The sequence below is a fragment of the Streptomyces sp. NPDC048483 genome (genome assembly GCF_040651455.1).
Taxonomy (GTDB): domain Bacteria; phylum Actinomycetota; class Actinomycetes; order Streptomycetales; family Streptomycetaceae; genus Streptomyces.
In genome coordinates this window covers 1-17,598 of record NZ_JBEZJZ010000109.1, presented here as the reverse complement: position 1 = coordinate 17,598, position 17,598 = coordinate 1, and the positions used below count along the sequence as shown (strand labels likewise).

The following is a 17,598-nucleotide window of genomic DNA, read 5'->3' as shown; positions in this document are numbered from 1 at the left end:
CGAATGGGTGAAGCGGCGTGCGCTCGTGATACGCATGCCCTCGCCTGTAATCTCGTCGCCATGGCCTCACGTACGTCCGGCAAGGGAACCCAGAGCAAGGCGGGACCCGCCAAGCAGCGTGCCGGACAGTCCTCGGGCGCCGCGAAGAAGACCGCCGCGAAGCAGGCGTCTTCGGCAAAGAAGGCGCCCGCCAGGAAGCCGCCGGTGAAGAAGACCGCGGCCGCGAAGAGGGCACCGGCAAAGAAGGCGCCCGCCAAGAAGGCCGCCGCCGCGAAGCCGGCGCCCTCGCCGACCGGCGGCATCTACCGCGTCGTCCGCGCCTGCTGGCTCGGGGCGGCGCACGGCATCGGCGCGGTGTTCCGCCACTTCGGCCGGGGCGCGAAGAACCTCGACCCGGCGCACCGCAAGGACGGGCTGGCGCTGCTGCTGCTCGGCCTGGCGCTGGTGATCGCGGCCGGTACCTGGTCCAACCTCAGCGGCCCGGTCGGTGATCTCGTCGAGCTGCTGGTCACTGGTGCCTTCGGCCGCCTCGATCTGGTCGTGCCGATACTGCTCGGGGTGATCGCCATAAGGCTGATGCGCCACCCCGAGCAGCCGGAGGCCAACGGCCGGATCGTCATCGGACTGTCCGCGCTGGTCATCGGTGTCCTGGGGCAGGTCGCGATGGCGTGCGGGTCGCCGGGCCGGGGCGACGGGCTCGCGGCGATACAGGACGGCGGCGGCTATGTCGGCTGGGCGGCGTCCAAGCCGCTGATCTTCACCGTCGGGCAGACCCTGGCGGTGGCGCTCCTGGTGCTGCTGACCGTCTTCGGGCTGCTGGTGGTCACCGCGACGCCGGTCAATGCCATTCCGCAGCGGCTGCGCGCGGTGGGCATCAGGCTCGGGGTGGTCCGGCCCGCGGAGCCGGCGGCGGACTTCGAGGATGCGGCGGAGTACGCGCAGGAGTGGCGCGAACAGCCCGCCCGCAGGGCCCGCCGTGGCGCCGGCGCCGAGGATCCGGAGGCGTACGAGGAGGAGGCGCTGGCCAAGCGGCGCCGGCCGCGCCGGGCGTCCGTACAGCCTGCTGAGGACCGGCCGATGGATGCGGTGGACGTGGCCGCCGCGGCCGCCGCCGCGCTGGACGGTGCGGTGCTGCACGGCGTCCAGCCCTCGCCGCTCGTCGCCGGGCTCAGCAGCGGCATCTCAGGGGAGCGCCAGGACTACGAGGACAGCAAGAGGGACAGTGGTGCGGTGCCGCCGGCCCGGGAGGCGGAGCAGCCCGAGGACGGGCCCGCCCAGGGCGTACCGGACTTCACCAAGCCCGCGCCCGAGCCGTCCGACGGCCTGCCGCCGCGTGCCGAGCAGCTCCAGCTGGCCGGCGACATCACCTACTCCCTGCCCTCCCTCGACCTGCTCTCGCGCGGCGGTCCGGGCAAGACGCGCAGTGCCGCCAACGACGCGATAGTGGCCTCGCTGACCAATGTCTTCCAGGAGTTCAAGGTCGACGCGGCGGTCACCGGCTTCACCCGCGGCCCGACGGTCACCCGTTACGAGGTCGAGCTCGGCCCGGCGGTCAAGGTCGAGAAGATCACCGCGCTGGCCAAGAACATCGCCTATGCCGTGGCCAGCCCCGACGTGCGCATCATCAGCCCGATTCCGGGCAAGTCCGCGGTCGGCATCGAGATCCCCAACACCGACCGCGAGATGGTCAACCTCGGCGATGTGCTGCGGCTGGCGGATGCCGCGGGCGATGAGCACCCGATGCTGGTGGCGCTCGGCAAGGACGTCGAGGGCGGCTATGTCATGGCGAACATGACGAAGATGCCGCACGTCCTGGTGGCGGGCGCGACCGGCTCCGGCAAGTCGTCCTGCATCAACTGTCTGATCACCTCGGTCATGCTGCGCGCCACCCCGGAGGACGTCCGGATGGTGCTGGTCGACCCCAAGCGGGTCGAGCTGACCGCGTACGAGGGCATTCCGCACCTGATCACGCCGATCATCACCAACCCCAAGCGGGCCGCCGAGGCGCTCCAGTGGGTGGTGCGCGAGATGGACCTGCGCTACGACGACCTCGCGGCGTACGGCTTCCGGCACATCGACGACTTCAACGAGGCGGTGCGCGAGGGGCGGGTCAGCTCGCCCGAGGGCAGCGAGCGGGAGCTGGCGCCGTATCCGTATCTGCTGGTCATCGTGGATGAGCTGGCGGACCTGATGATGGTCGCGCCGCGTGATGTGGAGGACTCCATCGTCCGCATCACCCAGCTCGCCCGCGCAGCCGGGATCCATCTGGTGCTGGCCACCCAGCGGCCGTCCGTCGATGTGGTGACGGGTCTGATCAAGGCCAATGTGCCCTCCCGGCTCGCCTTCGCCACCTCCTCGCTCGCCGACAGCCGGGTCATCCTCGACCAGCCGGGCGCCGAGAAGCTGATCGGCAAGGGCGACGGGCTGTTCCTGCCGATGGGCGCGAACAAGCCGGTCCGGATGCAGGGTGCCTTTGTGACCGAGGCCGAGGTCGCGGCCGTCGTCCAGCACTGCAAGGACCAGATGGCGCCGGTCTTCCGTGACGACGTCACCGTGGGCAGCAAGCAGAAGAAGGAGATCGACGAGGACATCGGCGACGATCTCGACCTGCTGTGCCAGGCCGCCGAGCTGGTGGTGTCCACCCAGTTCGGGTCGACGTCGATGCTCCAGCGCAAGCTGCGGGTGGGCTTCGCCAAGGCCGGACGGCTGATGGATCTGATGGAATCGCGCAACATCGTCGGGCCCAGTGAGGGTTCCAAGGCACGGGATGTCATGGTGAAGCCGGATGAATTGGACGGAGTGCTCTCGGTCATCCGGGGGGAAGCTACCGAGTAGCACACCCATCCGGGTCACTCGTACGTGAGAGAAAGCAACCGTTTCTCCTGCTGATACGTCAAGTTGAGGGAGGTGCGGGAATGACGGCTCATCGCGCGTCCGCCGGCCGCGTTTGCGGGCGGCCTGTGGGCGTTCTGATGGCGTACAAACTCCGCTCTCCCGCTTGCCCGACCCTTTCGCTCCACCCCTAGACTGAACCTCCAGCAGGTGGCTACACGCTCGAAAGGCGCCCCCGTGTCCATCGGCAACTCCCCCGAAGACGACCGGCCTTCCGTCGGTCGAGCCCTCCAGCAGGCCCGTACCGGAGCAGGACTGACCGTTGAAGAGGTCAGTACGACCACACGGGTGCGCATCCCGATCGTGCAGGCGATCGAGCAGGACGATTTCTCGCGCTGTGGCGGCGACGTCTACGCGCGGGGACATATCCGGACGCTTGCCCGCGCGGTCGCCCTCGATCCCGATCCGCTGATCACCCAGTTCGACGCCGAGCACGGCGGGCGTCCCGAGCCGACCGTCCCCAAGCCGCTCTTCGAGGCCGAGCGGATCCGCTCCGAGCCGCGCCGCCCCAACTGGACCGCCGCGATGGTCGCGGCGATTGTCGCCGTCATCGGATTCGTCGGCTTCACGCTGTTCAACGGCGGCAGCAAGGGCGCGGACGGGCCGGTCTCGGCCGACGGGAGGGCCAACGCCGAGAAGAAGCCCGCCCCGGCGCCGAACACCACCCGGCCCACGGTCAAGCCCACCGTCCCCGACCCCGCCCCCTCCGACAGCGCGATCGCCGGACTGCCCAAGGACAAGGTCACGATCAAGGTGACCGCCCTCGGTCAGAGCTGGCTCTCGGCCAAGGACGCCAACGGCAGGCTCCTCGAGGACGTCCTGCTCAAGAAGGGCCAGTCCAAGACCTTCACCGACAAGAAGCGGATCGACCTGGTCCTGGGCAATGCCGGCGCCGTACAGCTGTACGTCAATGGCAAGGAGGTCAAGCAGGTCGGCAAGAAGGGTTCCGTGGCGCGGCTGAGCTACACCCCCGGAGACCCGCAGGCGGGCTGAGCGCGGCCCGAAACCGCGTCCGCCGCCGGGCCCGGGGCGCCCGGGACCGGTGGCGTAGACCTGCGCGCCATGACTGTCGGCGGGACGAAGTAGGCTGAGCCCTATGCCCGAACGCCGTACCGTCGCCCTTGTCACTCTTGGCTGCGCCCGTAACGAGGTGGACTCGGAGGAGCTCGCAGGCCGCTTGGCAGCGGACGGCTGGGAGCTCGTCGAGGAAGCCGCCGACGCGGATGTCGCCGTCGTCAACACCTGTGGATTCGTCGAAGCCGCCAAGAAGGACTCCGTCGATGCCCTGCTGGAAGCCAATGATCTCAAGGATCACGGCAAGACCCAGGCCGTCGTCGCCGTCGGCTGCATGGCCGAGCGCTACGGCAAGGAGCTCGCCGAGGCGCTGCCCGAGGCCGACGGTGTGCTCGGCTTCGACGACTACAGCGATATCTCCGACCGCCTCCAGACCATCCTGAACGGCGGCATCCACGCCTCCCACACCCCGCGCGACCGCCGCAAGCTGCTGCCGATCAGCCCGGCCGAGCGCCAGGAGGCCGCCGAGGTCGCGCTGCCCGGCCACGCCCAGGACACTCCGCCCGAGGACCTTCCGGAGGGCGTCGCGCCCGCCTCCGGGCCGCGGGCACCGCTGCGCCGCAGACTCGGCAGCAGCCCGGTGGCCTCGGTGAAGCTGGCCTCCGGCTGCGACCGCCGCTGCTCGTTCTGCGCGATCCCGTCCTTCCGTGGCTCGTTCATCTCCCGCCGGCCCTCCGATGTGCTGGGGGAGACCCGCTGGCTGGCCGGGCAGGGCGTCAAGGAGATCATGCTGGTCTCCGAGAACAACACCTCCTACGGCAAGGATCTCGGCGACATCCGGCTGCTCGAGACGCTGCTGCCGGAGCTCGCTGCCGTCGACGGCATCGAGCGGATCCGGGTCAGCTATCTGCAGCCCGCCGAGATGCGGCCCGGCCTGATCGACGTCCTGACCGGGACGGACAAGGTCGCGCCGTACTTCGATCTGTCCTTCCAGCACTCGGCCCCCGGCGTGCTGCGGGCGATGCGGCGGTTCGGCGACACCGACCGCTTCCTCGGCCTGCTCGAACAGATCCGTGCGAAGGCGCCGCAGGCCGGTGCCCGCTCCAACTTCATCGTCGGCTTCCCGGGCGAGACCGAGAGCGATCTGGCCGAGCTGGAGCGCTTCATCACCGAGGCGCGCCTGGATGCCGTCGGCGTCTTCGGCTATTCCGACGAGGACGGCACGGAAGCCGCCTCCTACGCGGACAAGGTCGACCCCGAGGTGGTCGCCGAGCGGCTGGCGCGGGTGTCCTGGCTGGCCGAGGAGCTGACCTCGCAGCGCGCGGAGGAGCGGGTCGGCGAGACCGTACGGGTGCTGGTGGACCGCATCGACGAGGAGGACGGCGTCGTGGGGCGGGCCGCGCACCAGGCGCCGGAGACCGACGGCGTCACTCTCCTCGCGAACGGCGCGGAGCTGCTCTCGAACGGCCAGGACCTGGCTCCTGGTCGTATGGTCGAAGCAAAGGTCGTTGCGAGCGAGGGCGTCGATCTCGTGGCCGAGGTGCTGTCGGTGGACGGCACCGCGTGTACCGAGGAGGCGGGCAGATGAGCGGAGTCCCGGCTTCCGCCGCCGGTGGGCCGCGCACGGCGCCGACCGTCGGGCAAGCCGGGCTGTGGAACATCGCCAACCTTCTGACGATGATGCGGCTGCTGCTGGTCCCGGCCTTCGTGCTGCTGCTGATGCACGACGGCGGGGGCGACCCGGCCTGGCGCGCGTTCGCCTGGGCGGCCTTCGCCATCGCCATGATCACCGATGTGTTCGACGGGCATCTGGCGCGCACGTACAACCTGGTCACCGACTTCGGCAAGATCGCCGACCCGATCGCGGACAAGGCGATCATGGGCGCGGCGCTGATCTGTCTGTCGGTGCTGGGCGATCTGCCCTGGTGGGTGACGGGCCTGATTCTCTTCCGTGAACTCGGCATCACGATGATGCGGTTCTGGGTGATCAAGCACGGTGTGATTCCGGCCAGTCGTGGCGGCAAGATCAAGACATTGGCACAGGGCACCGCGGTCGGGATGTACGTCCTGGTGCTGACCGGGCCGCTGGCCACGCTCCGCTGGTGGGTGATGGCGGTGGCCGTGGTGCTGACGGTCGCCACCGGATTCGACTACGTCCGCCAGGCCGTGGTCATGCGCCGGGCCGGACTGGCCCGGGAACGCGCCGAGCGGGCCGAGCGGGAAGCCGCGCGGTGACCGGGCCGGGTTCTGCGGCGGCCGGGGCGCTCGATGCGCTTGCCGGGCGCGGACAGAGCCTGGCGGTGGCCGAATCGCTGACCGGCGGCCTGGTGGCGGGTGAGCTGACCGCCGTCCCCGGGGCCTCGCGGGTGGTGCGGGGCTCGGTGACGGCGTATGCAACCGGGATCAAACGGGATGTACTGGGCGTGGACGGCGCGCTGCTGGCCGCGCGCGGGGCCGTCGACGCCGAGGTCGCCCGCCAGATGGCGAGCGGTGTACGGCGGGTCCTCGGCGCGGACTGGGGCATCGCCACCACGGGCGTCGCCGGGCCCGAGCCGCAGGACGGCCGGCCCGTGGGCACCGTATTCGTGGCGGTCGAGGGGCCGGACGGCGCCGGCGAGGTGCGCCGGCTGGCGCTGGACGGGGATCGTGACCGGATCCGTAGGGACACCGTCCAGGCCGTGCTCGCACTGTTGTTGAGCGAACTGACAGAAAATTGCGTGGCACAGGATACGGAACAACACGGGGGGAATGGATGTTTGCAGCCCTGAGTGAACACGAACTCGCGCCCGGCACTGCCAGGGTCCAAGGCGGTACGGTGGGGCGAGAAGGATCCGGATTCGAGGTCCGAGGAGGGAGCCAGCGATGATTCTGCTTCGTCGCCTGCTGGGTGACGTGCTGCGCCGACAGCGTCAGCGCCAGGGCCGAACCCTGCGCGAGGTCTCTTCCTCCGCCCGGGTATCGCTCGGCTATTTGTCCGAGGTGGAGCGGGGGCAGAAGGAGGCGTCCTCCGAACTGCTCTCGGCGATCTGTGACGCGCTGGACGTGCGTATGTCAGAGCTCATGCGGGAGGTCAGCGATGAGCTGGCGCTCGCCGAGCTGGCAGCGTCCGCGGCCGCGAGCGACCCGGTACCGGCACCGGTGCGGCCGAAGCTCAATTCGGTGTCCGTCACGTCCTTGGCAGGTGTGCCGGAGGACCGCGTGACGATCAAGTCCCCGGCCGACGTCGTGGATGTCGTCGCGGCCTGACACCCCTGTTCGTCTTTTCACAAAGCCACGGTCGGCAGCGCTGACCGTGGCTTTGTGCTGCCCGCGCGGCGTGGGGGCGGCGCCTCGGCCGGCCCCCTTGACCTGCCCCAAAGCGCCCGGCCATTTATACGATGGGTGAAACGGTGAAAAACGGCCACATGCGTAGAAGTGCGTAGTAGCGCGCAGGCCGAGGTTTCGCGCGAACAGGAGTAGCCGAATGTCTGTGGTCAACAGCCCGCTGTCCGACGGCGACCGTGCCATCGTCGGGAACGCCCTGCAGGGAGCCCTCGTCGACCTCGTGGATCTCTCCCTGATCTCCAAGCAGGTGCACTGGAACGTCGTCGGCCCACGCTTCCGCTCCGTACATCTCCAGCTCGACGAGGTCGTGGACACCGCGCGACAGCATGCGGACACCGTTGCCGAGCGGGCGTCGGCGATCGGGGTGCCGCCGGACGGGCGGGCCGCGACGGTCGCCCAGACCAGCGGCATCGGCGAGGTGCCGGACGGCTGGATCAAGGACGGTGAGGTGGTGCGGACGCTGGTGACGGGCCTTGCGGCGGTCATCGAGCGGATGCGGGAGCGGATCATCGACACCGCGGAACCCGACCCGGTCAGCCAGGACATCCTCATCGGGCTCGCCGCCGACCTGGAGAAACATCACTGGATGTTCCAGGCGGAGTCCCAGTGACATGCGGCGCTCCAGCGGTGTGCGCCGCCCCTGTGGCGTGCGGTGTCACGGTGTCACGGTGTCACGGTGTCACGGTGTCACGGTGACGCGGCGGGCGGCCTGACGGTGTGCTCCGCCGACCGGCCGTGCGGCCCGCTGCGGAGCATGCCGGCTGCGAACGGGCGTGCGATATCCCGCTGCGCCCCGCATGTGCCCCGGTGCGCTCTCCCGCCCGGCTGCGGGCCCGTCTAACGTCGGCCAAGGGAGGCAAGCCATGGCGTGGCATGACGTTGCGGCCCGCGGACCGGGCGGGCGGCCGGCGGGCCGTCGGCCGGACCGCCCCCGGACCGTGCCCGGCCGCTGGATAGCCGGGGCCCTCATCGGGGCCTTGTGGTGGTGGGCCGCGCTCCGGCTGACGCTTCAGCCGCAGGCGGCGGGGACGGTCGAGGGGGCGGTGGTGCTGGGGGGCTGGGGGCTCGGCGTGCTGCCGGTGCACTGCGTTCCCTGGGTGGGCAGGGGGAAGGGCACCAAGGGGCGCGGGGCAGCGCTGGTGAGGGGGATGCGGGCGGCGGTCACCAGGGCATGGCGACGCCGCCGTTGGGGCGGAGGATCTGGCCGGTGGTGAAGGACGAAGCGTCCGAGGCCAGGTGGAGCACGGCGTGTGCGATGTCCTCGGGCTCGCCCACCCGCCCCAGAGGGGACATCCGGATCATCGGCCCTTCGGCCTGCTGCTGGGCCTCGGCGGTGTGGCGGCCGGTCATCGCCGTACGGATCCAGCCGGGGGCGACGGCATTGACGCGGATTCCGTACCGGCCGACCTCGGTGGCCAGCGTCTTGGTGAGCTGGACGACGGCGGCCTTGGCCGCGCCGTAGCAGAGCAGGCCGGGTGCGCCGGTGTCGATGGCGCCGGAGGCCATGGTCACGATGCTGCCGCGGGTGCCGGTGGCGATCATGGCGCGGGCGGCCTCCTGGCAGCCGTGCAGTACGCCCTTGAAGTTGGTGTTCCAGACCCGGTCCAGGTCCGCGTCGGCGGTCCCCAGGACGGGGGAGGAATGCATGATCCCGGCGATCGTGGCCATCACGTCCAGGCGGCCGGTGGCGCGCTGGGCCGCCGCGACCACGGCAGCCATCTGGTCACGCCGGGTCACGTCGAGGTGGTGCGGGTGCGCGTCGCCGCCCGCGGCGGTGATGGCCTCGGCGGTTGCCGCGGCCCCCTGGCCGTTGAGGTCCGCACAGTGGACGGTGGCGCCGGCCTCGGCGAGGAGCGCGGCGGTGGCGCGGCCGATACCGCTCGCGGCACCCGTGACGATCGCGCTGCGGCCGGTGAGGTCGTACGCCGTGAGGGGCATGGAGCGAGAATAGGAGTGGCCTGACGGAGCGTCAATTAGTAGGTGGGAGACAGGATTTCGGGGACGGATCCTACGGGGCGGGCTGGCAGGCCGGGCACCAGTAGGTGACGCGTTCGTCGGCAGCGGGGTCCTGGTCGGCGGTGCGTACGGGGGTGCCGCAGCGCGGGCAAGGGCGGTCGGCGCGGCCGTAGACCCACAGGCGGCGGTCGGGGCGGGCTCCCCACGGGGTGGTGATGCGCGCCGGGCGGCGCTTGTTGGCCTCGAGGAGCTTCTTGGCGAGCGCCGGGGCGCGCTCGGGGCCGGGCAGCTGCCCTACGGGGAGCCAGGGGGAGGCGCGCAGCAGGAAGCACAGCTCGGACTTGTAGACATTGCCGATACCGGCCAGATTCCGCTGGTCCAGCAGGGCCTCGCCCAGGGGGCGTTCGGGGGCGGCGAGCAGCCGGCGCAGGGCTTCGGCCGGGTCCCAGTCGGGGCCGAGGAGGTCGGGGCCCAGGTGGCCGACGACCTTGGACTCGTCGGCGGTGCGCAGCAGGTCGAGGACGGGGAGGCGGTAGCCGACGGCGGTGTCTCCGGCGGTGCCCGGAACCGCCCGGATCTGGTGGGCCGGGCCGCCGCGCCAGCGCTCGGCCGGGGCGTAGATCTTCCAGGCGCCGTCCATCCGCAGATGGGAGTGGAGAGTCAGGCCGCCCTCGATACGGGTCAGAAGGTGCTTGCCGCGCGGGACCGTCTCCAGCACGCTGCGGCCGGTGAGATCCACCGTTGCGAGGCGCGGGACGCGCAGGTCGCAACGGGTCAGCGGGGTGCCGGCCAGCGCCTCGTGGAGCCGCTGGGCCAAGCGCCAGACCGTGTCGCCTTCGGGCATGGCACCATCATGCCGGGCAGCGGGGGAGGAACGAGGGCGGGCGGCCGTGCGTGGGGTACTGGGAGCGCTGTAGGGGTGATGGCCGGGCGTTGGTGCTCAGCGGGTGCAGCGGGTGCAGCGGGTGTGGGCGGTGGCGGGCCGGGGCTCCGGGGGCGGCCGGGGCGCCCGAGGTCTCCGCCGTGGCGGCGATTCCCCGGCGGCGCGGTGGGGCGCGGCCGCCGATGCCGTACGGGCCGGGGGTGCGGCCGGCGCCGGCGGTCACGGTGCGGGGGCCGCTTCGGGCAGCGGGGCGGGCGGGGGGCACCGCGTCGCGGGCCGTCATGACGCCGGTGCGGCCGCACCGGAGCCGGCCGGCTGCACCGGTGCGTCGTAACCGGTGACGGGCCCGTCGCGTCATCGCCTCACCCCCGGAGCCGGAATCCGCGCGGCGTCGGGTGGAAGTCGGCGGACTCCAGGACGGGGGCGTAGGGGGAGGTGAGGGCGGAGGTGCCGTTGATGCGTTCGGTGGTGATGGTGCCGAGGGCGCCGGCGCGGGCGGCCTCGCACAGCGCCGTCACGGCGGGCTGGATGCGGGCGTCGCTGCCGTGCTCGGCCAAGTCCCGGCCCAGCGGCCAGAGCAGCAGGGTCTTGCCGCCGCGCTCCATGTAGAGCGCCAGCTCGCCGTCGACGAGGACGACCAGGGAGCCCGCCTTGCGCCCCGGCTTGTGGGTCGATCCCTCGGGGGGCTCGGGCCAGGGCAGTGCGGCGCCGTAGGCGTTGGCCGGGTCGGCGGCGGCCAGGACGACGGCGCGCTGCGGGCCGCCGCCGTGCGACTGCCAACGGCTCCCGCCCGGCAGAGTGCCGGAGACCGCGGGCTCGCGCTGTGTGCTGACCGCGCGCAGCCGGTCGACGGCGCCGTCCATCGCGAACTGGGCCGCGCCGAGCCCCTCGACGACATAACCGCGGCGGGCCTGCCCGGATTCCTCGAAGGCGGCCAGCACGCGGTACGCCGCGGAGAACCCGCCCTCGACGCCTTCGGCGGCGACCGCGCCGCGGGTGACGATGCCGTGCCGGTCCAGGAGCGTACGGGCCAGGGCATGGGCGCGGTGGGTGACGTCCGGCTCCAGGGCGGGGAGCAGGGACCAGCGGCCGCCGACCGTGGGCGGGCCGTTGCGGGATGCCGTGGGGCGGCCGCCCGTACGTCCGGCGGCGGTCAGCGAGCCATATCTCCCCCGGGGCACCGACCGCCGCGCCCGGTGGGCGGTGGAGCCGGCCGTACGGCCCGACCCGAGGAGGGCACGCAGCGGGGCGAGGGTGTCGTTGGTGAGCCGCCCGGACCAGGCCAGGTCCCAGACGGCGTCGGCGAGTTGGGGGTCGGAGGCGTCGGGGTGGGTGGTGGCGCGGACCTGGTCGGCGATCTGACGGAAGAACAGGCCGTAACCGGGAGAGAGGGCGGCCAGCACGGATTCGTGCAGCGCGGTCGGCTCGAGAGGGAGCGGGGGCCGGAGCAGGAGAGGCGCGGTGTCGGCAAGGTGGAGGGAGAGCCAGCCGTCCTTGCCGGGCAGTGGGCCGGCGCCGGCCCCACAACACCTCGCCGGTGGCGGTGAGTTCGTCCAGCAGGGCGGGAGTGTAGTCGGCGATGCGGGACGGCAGGACGAGCTTCTCCAGGGCGGATGCCGGGACCGGGGCGCCCTGGAGCTGCTCGACGGCGCGGACCAGTCCGTCGATGCCGCGCAGGCCCGACGAGCCGCCGCGCGCCCCCGCCGGACCGGGGGCGCCGACCTGCTGCCACTGGGGGAGGAAGGCGGCGAGCGCGGCGGGCGGCACCGGCTCCAGCTCCTCGCGCAGCGCGGCGAGCGAGCGCCGGCGCAGCCTGCGCAGTACCTGCGCGTCGCACCACTCCTGGCCGATTCCGGCGGGGTGGAACTCGCCCTGGACGATGCGGCCGGCGGCGGCCAGGCGGTGCAGGGCGCCGTCGGTGACGGCCGTACCGAGGCCGAAGCGGGCGGCGGCCTGCTCGGAGGTGAAGGGGCCGTGGGTGCGGGCGTACCGGGACAGCAGGTCGCCGAGCGGGTCCGCCACCGGTTCGGTGAACGATTCCGGGACGCCGACGGGCAGGGCCGTGCCCAGTGCGTCCCTCAGGCGCCCGGCGTCCTCGACGGCGGACCAGTGGTCGGTGCCGGCGATCCGTACCGTGATGGCGCGCCGGGCGGCGGCCAGCTCCCTGGGCCACGCCGGATCGGCGCCGCGCTCGGCCAGCTCGGCGTCGGTCAGCGGACCCAGCAGGCGCAGCACATCGGCGACGCCCTCGGCGTCCTTGACGCGCCGGTCCTCCGTGCGCCACTGCAGCTCGCGCTCCAGCTCGGCCAGCACCTCGGCGTCCAGCAGCTCGCGGAGCTCGGCCTGGCCCAGCAGCTCGGCCAGCAGCCGGGAGTCCAGGGAGAGGGCGGCGGCGCGGCGCTCGGCGAGCGGAGAGTCGCCCTCGTAGAGGAACTGGGCGACATAGCCGAACAGCAGCGAGCGGGCGAACGGGGACGGCTCGGGGGTGGTGACCTCCACCAGGCGGACCCGGCGGGCCTCGATGTCCCCCATCAGCTCCGTCAGGCCCGGTACGTCGAAGACGTCCTGGAGGCATTCGCGGACGGCCTCCAGGACGATGGGGAAGGACCCGAACTCGCTTGCCACCTGGAGGAGTTGAGCGGCGCGCTGGCGCTGCTGCCACAGCGGGGTGCGCTTGCCGGGGCTGCGCCGGGGCAGCAGCAGGGCGCGGGCGGCGCATTCGCGGAACCGGGAGGCGAAGAGGGCGGAGCCGCCCACCTGGTCGGTGACGAGCTGGTCGACGTCGCCGCGGTCGAAGACGACATCGGCGGCCCCTACGGGGGACTGCTCCGGGTCCCACTCCGCGCCGGGGGCGGACAGGCCGGGGTCCGCGGCCGGATCGAAGGGGCTGCCGTCGAGGAGGTCGAGGCCCATCAGGTCCGCGTCCGGCAGCCGCAGCACGATGCCGTCGTCGGCGTGCATCACCTGGGCGTCCATGCCGTAGCGCTCGGCGAGGCGGGCGCCGAGGGCCAGCGCCCAGGGGGCGTGGACCTGCGCGCCGAAGGGGGAGTGGATCACCACCCGCCAGTCGCCGAGGTCGTCACGGAACCGCTCGACGACGACCGTGCGGTCGTCCGGGACATGCCCGCAGGCCTGTTTCTGCTCGGCGAGATAGCCCAGGACGTTGTCGGCCGCCCAGTCGTCGAGACCGGCGGCGGCGAGGCGGGCGCGGGCGTCCTCCGGCGCCAGCGAGCCGATCTCGCGCAGGAACGCGCCGAGCGCGCGGCCCAGTTCCAGTGGGCGGCCGAGCTGGTCGCCCTTCCAGAACGGCAGCCGGCCGGGCACTCCGGGGGCGGGCGTGACCAGCACCCGGTCGCGGGTGATGTCCTCGATGCGCCAGGACGTCGTGCCGAGCGTGAAGACATCGCCGACGCGGGACTCGTAGACCATCTCCTCGTCCAGCTCTCCCACCCGGCGCCCGCCGCCCTTGCCGGAGTCGGAGCCCGCCAGGAAGACGCCGAACAGCCCGCGGTCGGGGATCGTGCCACCGGAGGTGACGGCCAGCCGCTGGGCACCGGGGCGGCCCGTCACCGTCCCGGCGATGCGGTCCCACACGACGCGCGGCCGCAGCTCGGCGAACGCGTCGGAGGGATAGCGGCCGGCGAGCATGTCCAGCACCCCGGTGTACGCCGACTCGGGGAGCGCGGCGAACGGCGCCGCCCGGCGGACGACGGCCAGCAGCTCGTCGACGTCCCAGACGTCCATCGCGGTCATCGCGACGATCTGCTGGGCCAGCACATCCAGCGGGTTGGCGGGTACCCGCAGCGCCTCGATGGCGCCGGAGCGCATCCGCTCGGTGACCACCGCGGCCTGCACCAGATCGCCGCGGTACTTGGGGAAGACGATGCCCCGCGACACCGCGCCGACCTGGTGGCCGGCCCGGCCCACCCGCTGCAGCCCGGAGGCCACCGACGGCGGCGACTCGACCTGGACGACCAGATCGACCGCGCCCATGTCGATGCCCAGCTCCAGGCTGGAGGTGGCCACCACGGCCGGCAGCCTCCCCGCCTTCAGGTCCTCCTCCACCTGGGCGCGTTGCTCCTTGGACACCGAACCGTGGTGGGCGCGGGCCAGCAGCGGCGGCGCCCCCTTGGCGGCCCCGGCCTCGGCCATCAGCTCGGCGGGGGAGTGGTGCTCGGGCAGCGGCTCGCCGTGGGTGCGCTCGTAGGCGATCTCGTTGAGGCGGTTGCACAACCGCTCCGCCAGACGGCGGGAGTTGGCGAAGACGATCGTGGAGCGGTGTGCCTGGACCAGATCGGCGATCTTCTCCTCGACCTGCGGCCAGATGGACGGCTTCTCGCCCGTATCGCCCTCCTGCACGGGGGATCCGCCCAGCACGCCCATGTCCTCCACCGGGACGACCACCGAGAGGGCGAAGCGCTTGCCGGACGGCGGCTGGACGATCTCCACCCGCCGCTGCGGCGACAGATAGCGGGCGACCTCCTCCACCGGGCGCACCGTCGCCGACAGGCCGATCCGGCGGGCCGGGCGGCCGTGGCCCCCGGCTCCGGCGCCGCGCAGCTCGTCCAGCCGCTCCAGGGAGAGCGCCAGATGCGCACCGCGCTTCGTCCCGGCGACGGCGTGCACCTCGTCCAGAATCACCGTCTCCACGCCTGCCAGGGCCTCCCGGGCCGACGACGTCAGCATCAGGAACAGCGACTCGGGGGTGGTGATGAGGATGTCCGGCGGGCGGTTGGCGATCGACCGGCGCTCGGCCGGCGAGGTGTCACCGGAGCGGATGCCGACCGTGATGTCCGGCTCGGGCAGCCCGAGCCGCACCGACTCCTGGCGGATGCCCGTCAGCGGGCTGCGCAGATTCCGCTCGACATCGACGGCCAGGGCCTTCAGCGGCGAGACGTACAGCACCCGGCAGCGCTTCTTCGGCTCGGCGGGCGGGGGCGCGGACGCCAGCGCGTCCAGCGAGGCCAGGAACGCGGCGAGGGTCTTGCCGGAGCCCGTCGGCGCGACCACCAGGACGTCCGCGCCCGCGCCGATTGCCCGCCACGCGCCCTCCTGCGCGGCGGTGGGCGCGCTGAACGCCCCCGTGAACCAGCCGCGGGTCGCGGGCGAGAACGAATCGAGCGCTGACTCGGCCATGTCTGCCATGTCCTCCATCGTGCACCGGACCACTGACAACGCGGCCGCGCGCCTGCTGCGGGGCGGTGCGGCCCGGCCGCGGGGCCCGCCCGGGGCGCCCCGTCCACGGTGCGGACGCGCGGACCGGCGGCCGCCCGCCGGGCGCAGAATGGAAGGATGATCACGGGGAACGGGGACGGCACGCACGGCACGGCCGGCACCACCGCCGGCCGCGGGACCGGCCCGGACGTCGCACCACGGGCCCGCGGCGAGTGGGCCCGCCACTGGCGCCCCGCCGGACTGCCCGGCCTCGACCTGCTGCGCGCCCGCTACGTACGGCACTCCTTCCCCCGGCACGCCCACGACGGGTACGTCGTGGGCGCGGTCACCGACGGCATCGAGGAGATCGGCTTCCCCCAGAGCCCGGTCCGCGCCGGGCCCGGCGAGGTCATCATGATCAACCCGGAGGTCGCGCACACCGCGCGCGCCGGTGCCCCGGAGGGCTGGGCCTACGCCACGCTCTACCCCTCGGCCGGGCTCGTCGCCGAGATAGCCGAGGAGACCACCACCTTGCGCGGCACCGCCGGCTTCGCCGAGACCGTCACCGGGGACCCGCACCTCTGCCGCATGATCACCGAGGTCCACCGGGCCGCCGAGTCCGGCAACGCCCTCGCCGCCGACACCCTGCTGCGCCTCGCCGTCGCCCGGCTGCTGTGCCGCTACGGAGGCCCGCTGCCGGCCCGCACACCCCGTACGGCGGGCGCCCGCACCGCCGCCCGCGCCAAGATCGTCCTGGAGGAGCGGATGGCCGACCCGCCCTCCCTGGAGAAGCTCGCGCACGAACTCGGGACCAGCCCGTTCGCACTGCTGCGGGCCTTCAAGGACGCCTACGGGATGCCGCCGCACACCTGGCTCACCGACGCCCGGGTACGCCGCGCCCGTCGCCTCCTGGAGGCGGGCAGCCCGCCCGCCGAGACCGCCGTTGCTGTCGGGTTCACCGACCAGCCGCACCTGAACCGGCACTTCACCCGCATCGTCGGGGTGCCGCCGGGCGCGTACCGCCGGGAGCGCGCGGCGCAGGGCGGCGGGGCAGGCGGGGCAGGCGCAATAACGTACAAGACCGCCGGGGGCGCCGCCCCGTAGCGTCCGGGGCGTGCCAGATCAGACACAGACACCCACCGCGGAGCGGGCCGCGCGCGGCCGGCCCGCCGAACCGGACTCCGCCGTCATCAGGGACGCCCTGGGCGTCGGCATTGCCGTCGGCCTGTCCGGCTTCGCCTTCGGCGTGACCTCGGCCGGCGCCGGGCTCGGCCTCCTGCAGACCTGCGCGCTCAGCCTCCTGGTGTTCACCGGGGCCTCGCAGTTCGCCCTGGTGGGCGCGCTCGCCGCGGGCGGCAACCCGCTCACCGCGGCCGCCGGCGCGTTCTTCCTGGGCACCCGCAACGCCTTCTACGGGCTGCGGCTGTCCGCCCTCCTGGGCTACCGGGCCTCCGTCAAGCCGCTCGCCGCCCACTGGGTCATCGACGAGACCGCCGCCGTCGCCATGGCCCAGCCGGACCGGCGCACCGCCCGACTGGGCTTCACCGTCACCGGGCTGAGCCTCTACGTCCTGTGGAACCTCACCACCCTCGGCGGCGCCCTCGGGGCCGAGGCGCTCGGCGACACCAGGACCTGGGGCCTGGACGCGGCCGGCCCCGCCGTCTTCCTGGCGCTGCTCGCGCCGATGCTCACCACGACCGTCGAGCGGGTGGCCGCGGGCCTTGCGGTGGTGCTGGTCCTGGTCACGCTGCCGGTGCTGCCCGCCGGCGTACCGGTGCTCGTGTCGGGGCTCGCCGCCCCCGCCGTCCTGTTCGTCCAGGGACGACGCGGGCGTGCCACCGGGACCGCACCCCGCGCCCACACTCAGGAGGACCCGCACGCCGGCACCCAGGAGGACCCGTCATGAACACCTGGCTCGCGATCGGCGCCACCGCCGTCGGCTGCTACCTGATCAAGTACCTCGGCCTGCTGGCGCCCGCCGGCATCCTGGAGCGCCCGCTCGTCAAGCGGCTGGCCGCGCTGCTCCCGGTGGCGCTGCTCGCCGCGCTCACCGCCCAGCAGACCTTCGCCGACGGGCAGCACCTGATGGTCGACGCCAGGGCCGCGGGAGTGGCCGCCGCGGCCGTCGCGCTCGTCCTGCGGGCGCCGTTCCTCCTGGTGATCGGTGTCGCGGTGGTGGTCGCCGCCGGGGTGCGTGCGCTGGGCGGCTGACCGCCACCGGGAGAGCCGCCGTGCGCTCGGGGTCCGGTCCCCTCGCACTCACAGTGGTGGGCACGGACCGGTCCGGGCCGACCCGGCCGGCCCGCACGGAACAGCACCCCTCTGAACACCACACACAACAAAACCCAACACGTATGCCGGCATCAGCTTGTAAA

At 73.0% G+C, this 17,598-nt stretch carries 13 protein-coding genes and 1 pseudogene; 10 read left to right on the top strand and 4 right to left on the bottom strand.

All coding sequences use genetic code 11. The annotated features are described in order from the left end of the window. The first annotated feature begins 60 nt into the window (after positions 1-60). From AB0D04_RS35175 to AB0D04_RS35145, 7 genes are all read left to right on the top strand, one after another. Positions 61-2,835: a DNA translocase FtsK gene (locus tag AB0D04_RS35175; RefSeq protein WP_362711459.1), complete on the top strand. Its 2,775-nt coding sequence runs from the start codon at positions 61-63 to the stop codon at positions 2,833-2,835. Positions 2,836-3,069: 234 nt separating this feature from the next. Further along, a complete protein-coding gene (locus AB0D04_RS35170; RefSeq protein WP_362711458.1) occupies positions 3,070-3,885 on the top strand; it encodes a RodZ domain-containing protein in 816 nt (271 codons plus the stop codon). Between the two features lie 103 nt (positions 3,886-3,988). Next, positions 3,989-5,494: a 30S ribosomal protein S12 methylthiotransferase RimO gene (gene rimO, locus AB0D04_RS35165; protein ID WP_362711457.1), complete on the top strand. Its 1,506-nt coding sequence runs from the start codon at positions 3,989-3,991 to the stop codon at positions 5,492-5,494. After that, positions 5,491-6,141, top strand: a complete 651-nt coding sequence (gene pgsA, locus AB0D04_RS35160; protein ID WP_362711456.1) for a CDP-diacylglycerol--glycerol-3-phosphate 3-phosphatidyltransferase — start codon at positions 5,491-5,493, stop codon at positions 6,139-6,141. Before rimO ends, pgsA begins: the two co-directional genes overlap by 4 nt. Beyond that, the gene (locus tag AB0D04_RS35155) at positions 6,138-6,674 is read left to right on the top strand and encodes a CinA family protein (RefSeq protein WP_362711455.1); all 537 of its coding nucleotides are present in this window, start codon (positions 6,138-6,140) and stop codon (positions 6,672-6,674) included. Before pgsA ends, AB0D04_RS35155 begins: the two co-directional genes overlap by 4 nt. Positions 6,675-6,768: 94 nt before the next feature. Continuing rightward, the gene (locus tag AB0D04_RS35150) at positions 6,769-7,152 is read left to right on the top strand and encodes a helix-turn-helix transcriptional regulator (RefSeq protein ID WP_046925688.1); all 384 of its coding nucleotides are present in this window, start codon (positions 6,769-6,771) and stop codon (positions 7,150-7,152) included. A gap of 217 nt (positions 7,153-7,369) precedes the next feature. Beyond that, entirely contained in the window at positions 7,370-7,840 is a 471-nt protein-coding gene (locus AB0D04_RS35145) for a DNA starvation/stationary phase protection protein (protein ID WP_362711454.1), read from the top strand. A gap of 551 nt (positions 7,841-8,391) precedes the next feature. Here AB0D04_RS35145 and AB0D04_RS35140 read toward each other — a convergent pair. From AB0D04_RS35140 to AB0D04_RS35125, 4 genes and pseudogenes are all read right to left on the bottom strand, one after another. Beyond that, positions 8,392-9,168: an SDR family NAD(P)-dependent oxidoreductase gene (locus AB0D04_RS35140; protein ID WP_362711453.1), complete on the bottom strand. Its 777-nt coding sequence runs from the start codon at positions 9,166-9,168 to the stop codon at positions 8,392-8,394. Positions 9,169-9,238: 70 nt separating this feature from the next. Beyond that, complete coding sequence (locus tag AB0D04_RS35135; RefSeq protein WP_362711452.1) at positions 9,239-10,030, bottom strand: DNA-formamidopyrimidine glycosylase family protein; 792 nt, start codon at positions 10,028-10,030, stop codon at positions 9,239-9,241. A 7-nt stretch (positions 10,031-10,037) separates the two neighbouring features. Continuing rightward, positions 10,038-10,352, bottom strand: coding sequence for a hypothetical protein (locus AB0D04_RS35130; RefSeq protein WP_362711451.1), 315 nt, complete (start codon positions 10,350-10,352; stop codon positions 10,038-10,040). A gap of 79 nt (positions 10,353-10,431) precedes the next feature. After that, positions 10,432-15,205 (bottom strand): annotated as a pseudogene (locus AB0D04_RS35125) (DEAD/DEAH box helicase). Between the two features lie 156 nt (positions 15,206-15,361). On the opposite strand from AB0D04_RS35125, the gene AB0D04_RS35120 reads away from it, so the two are divergent. Genes AB0D04_RS35120 through AB0D04_RS35110 form a run of 3 tightly spaced genes read left to right on the top strand, consistent with a single transcriptional unit; the run spans position 15,362 to position 17,434 of the window. After that, positions 15,362-16,327 carry an AraC family transcriptional regulator gene (locus AB0D04_RS35120; protein ID WP_362711450.1) on the top strand — a complete coding sequence of 322 codons (966 nt, stop codon included), beginning with the start codon at positions 15,362-15,364 and terminating at the stop codon, positions 16,325-16,327. A 10-nt stretch (positions 16,328-16,337) separates the two neighbouring features. Next, on the top strand, positions 16,338-17,129 hold the full coding sequence (locus AB0D04_RS35115; RefSeq protein WP_362711449.1) for an AzlC family ABC transporter permease: 792 nt from the start codon (positions 16,338-16,340) through the stop codon (positions 17,127-17,129). Next, a complete protein-coding gene (locus AB0D04_RS35110; RefSeq protein ID WP_362711448.1) occupies positions 17,126-17,434 on the top strand; it encodes an AzlD domain-containing protein in 309 nt (102 codons plus the stop codon). Before AB0D04_RS35115 ends, AB0D04_RS35110 begins: the two co-directional genes overlap by 4 nt. The last annotated feature ends 164 nt before the right edge of the window (positions 17,435-17,598 follow it).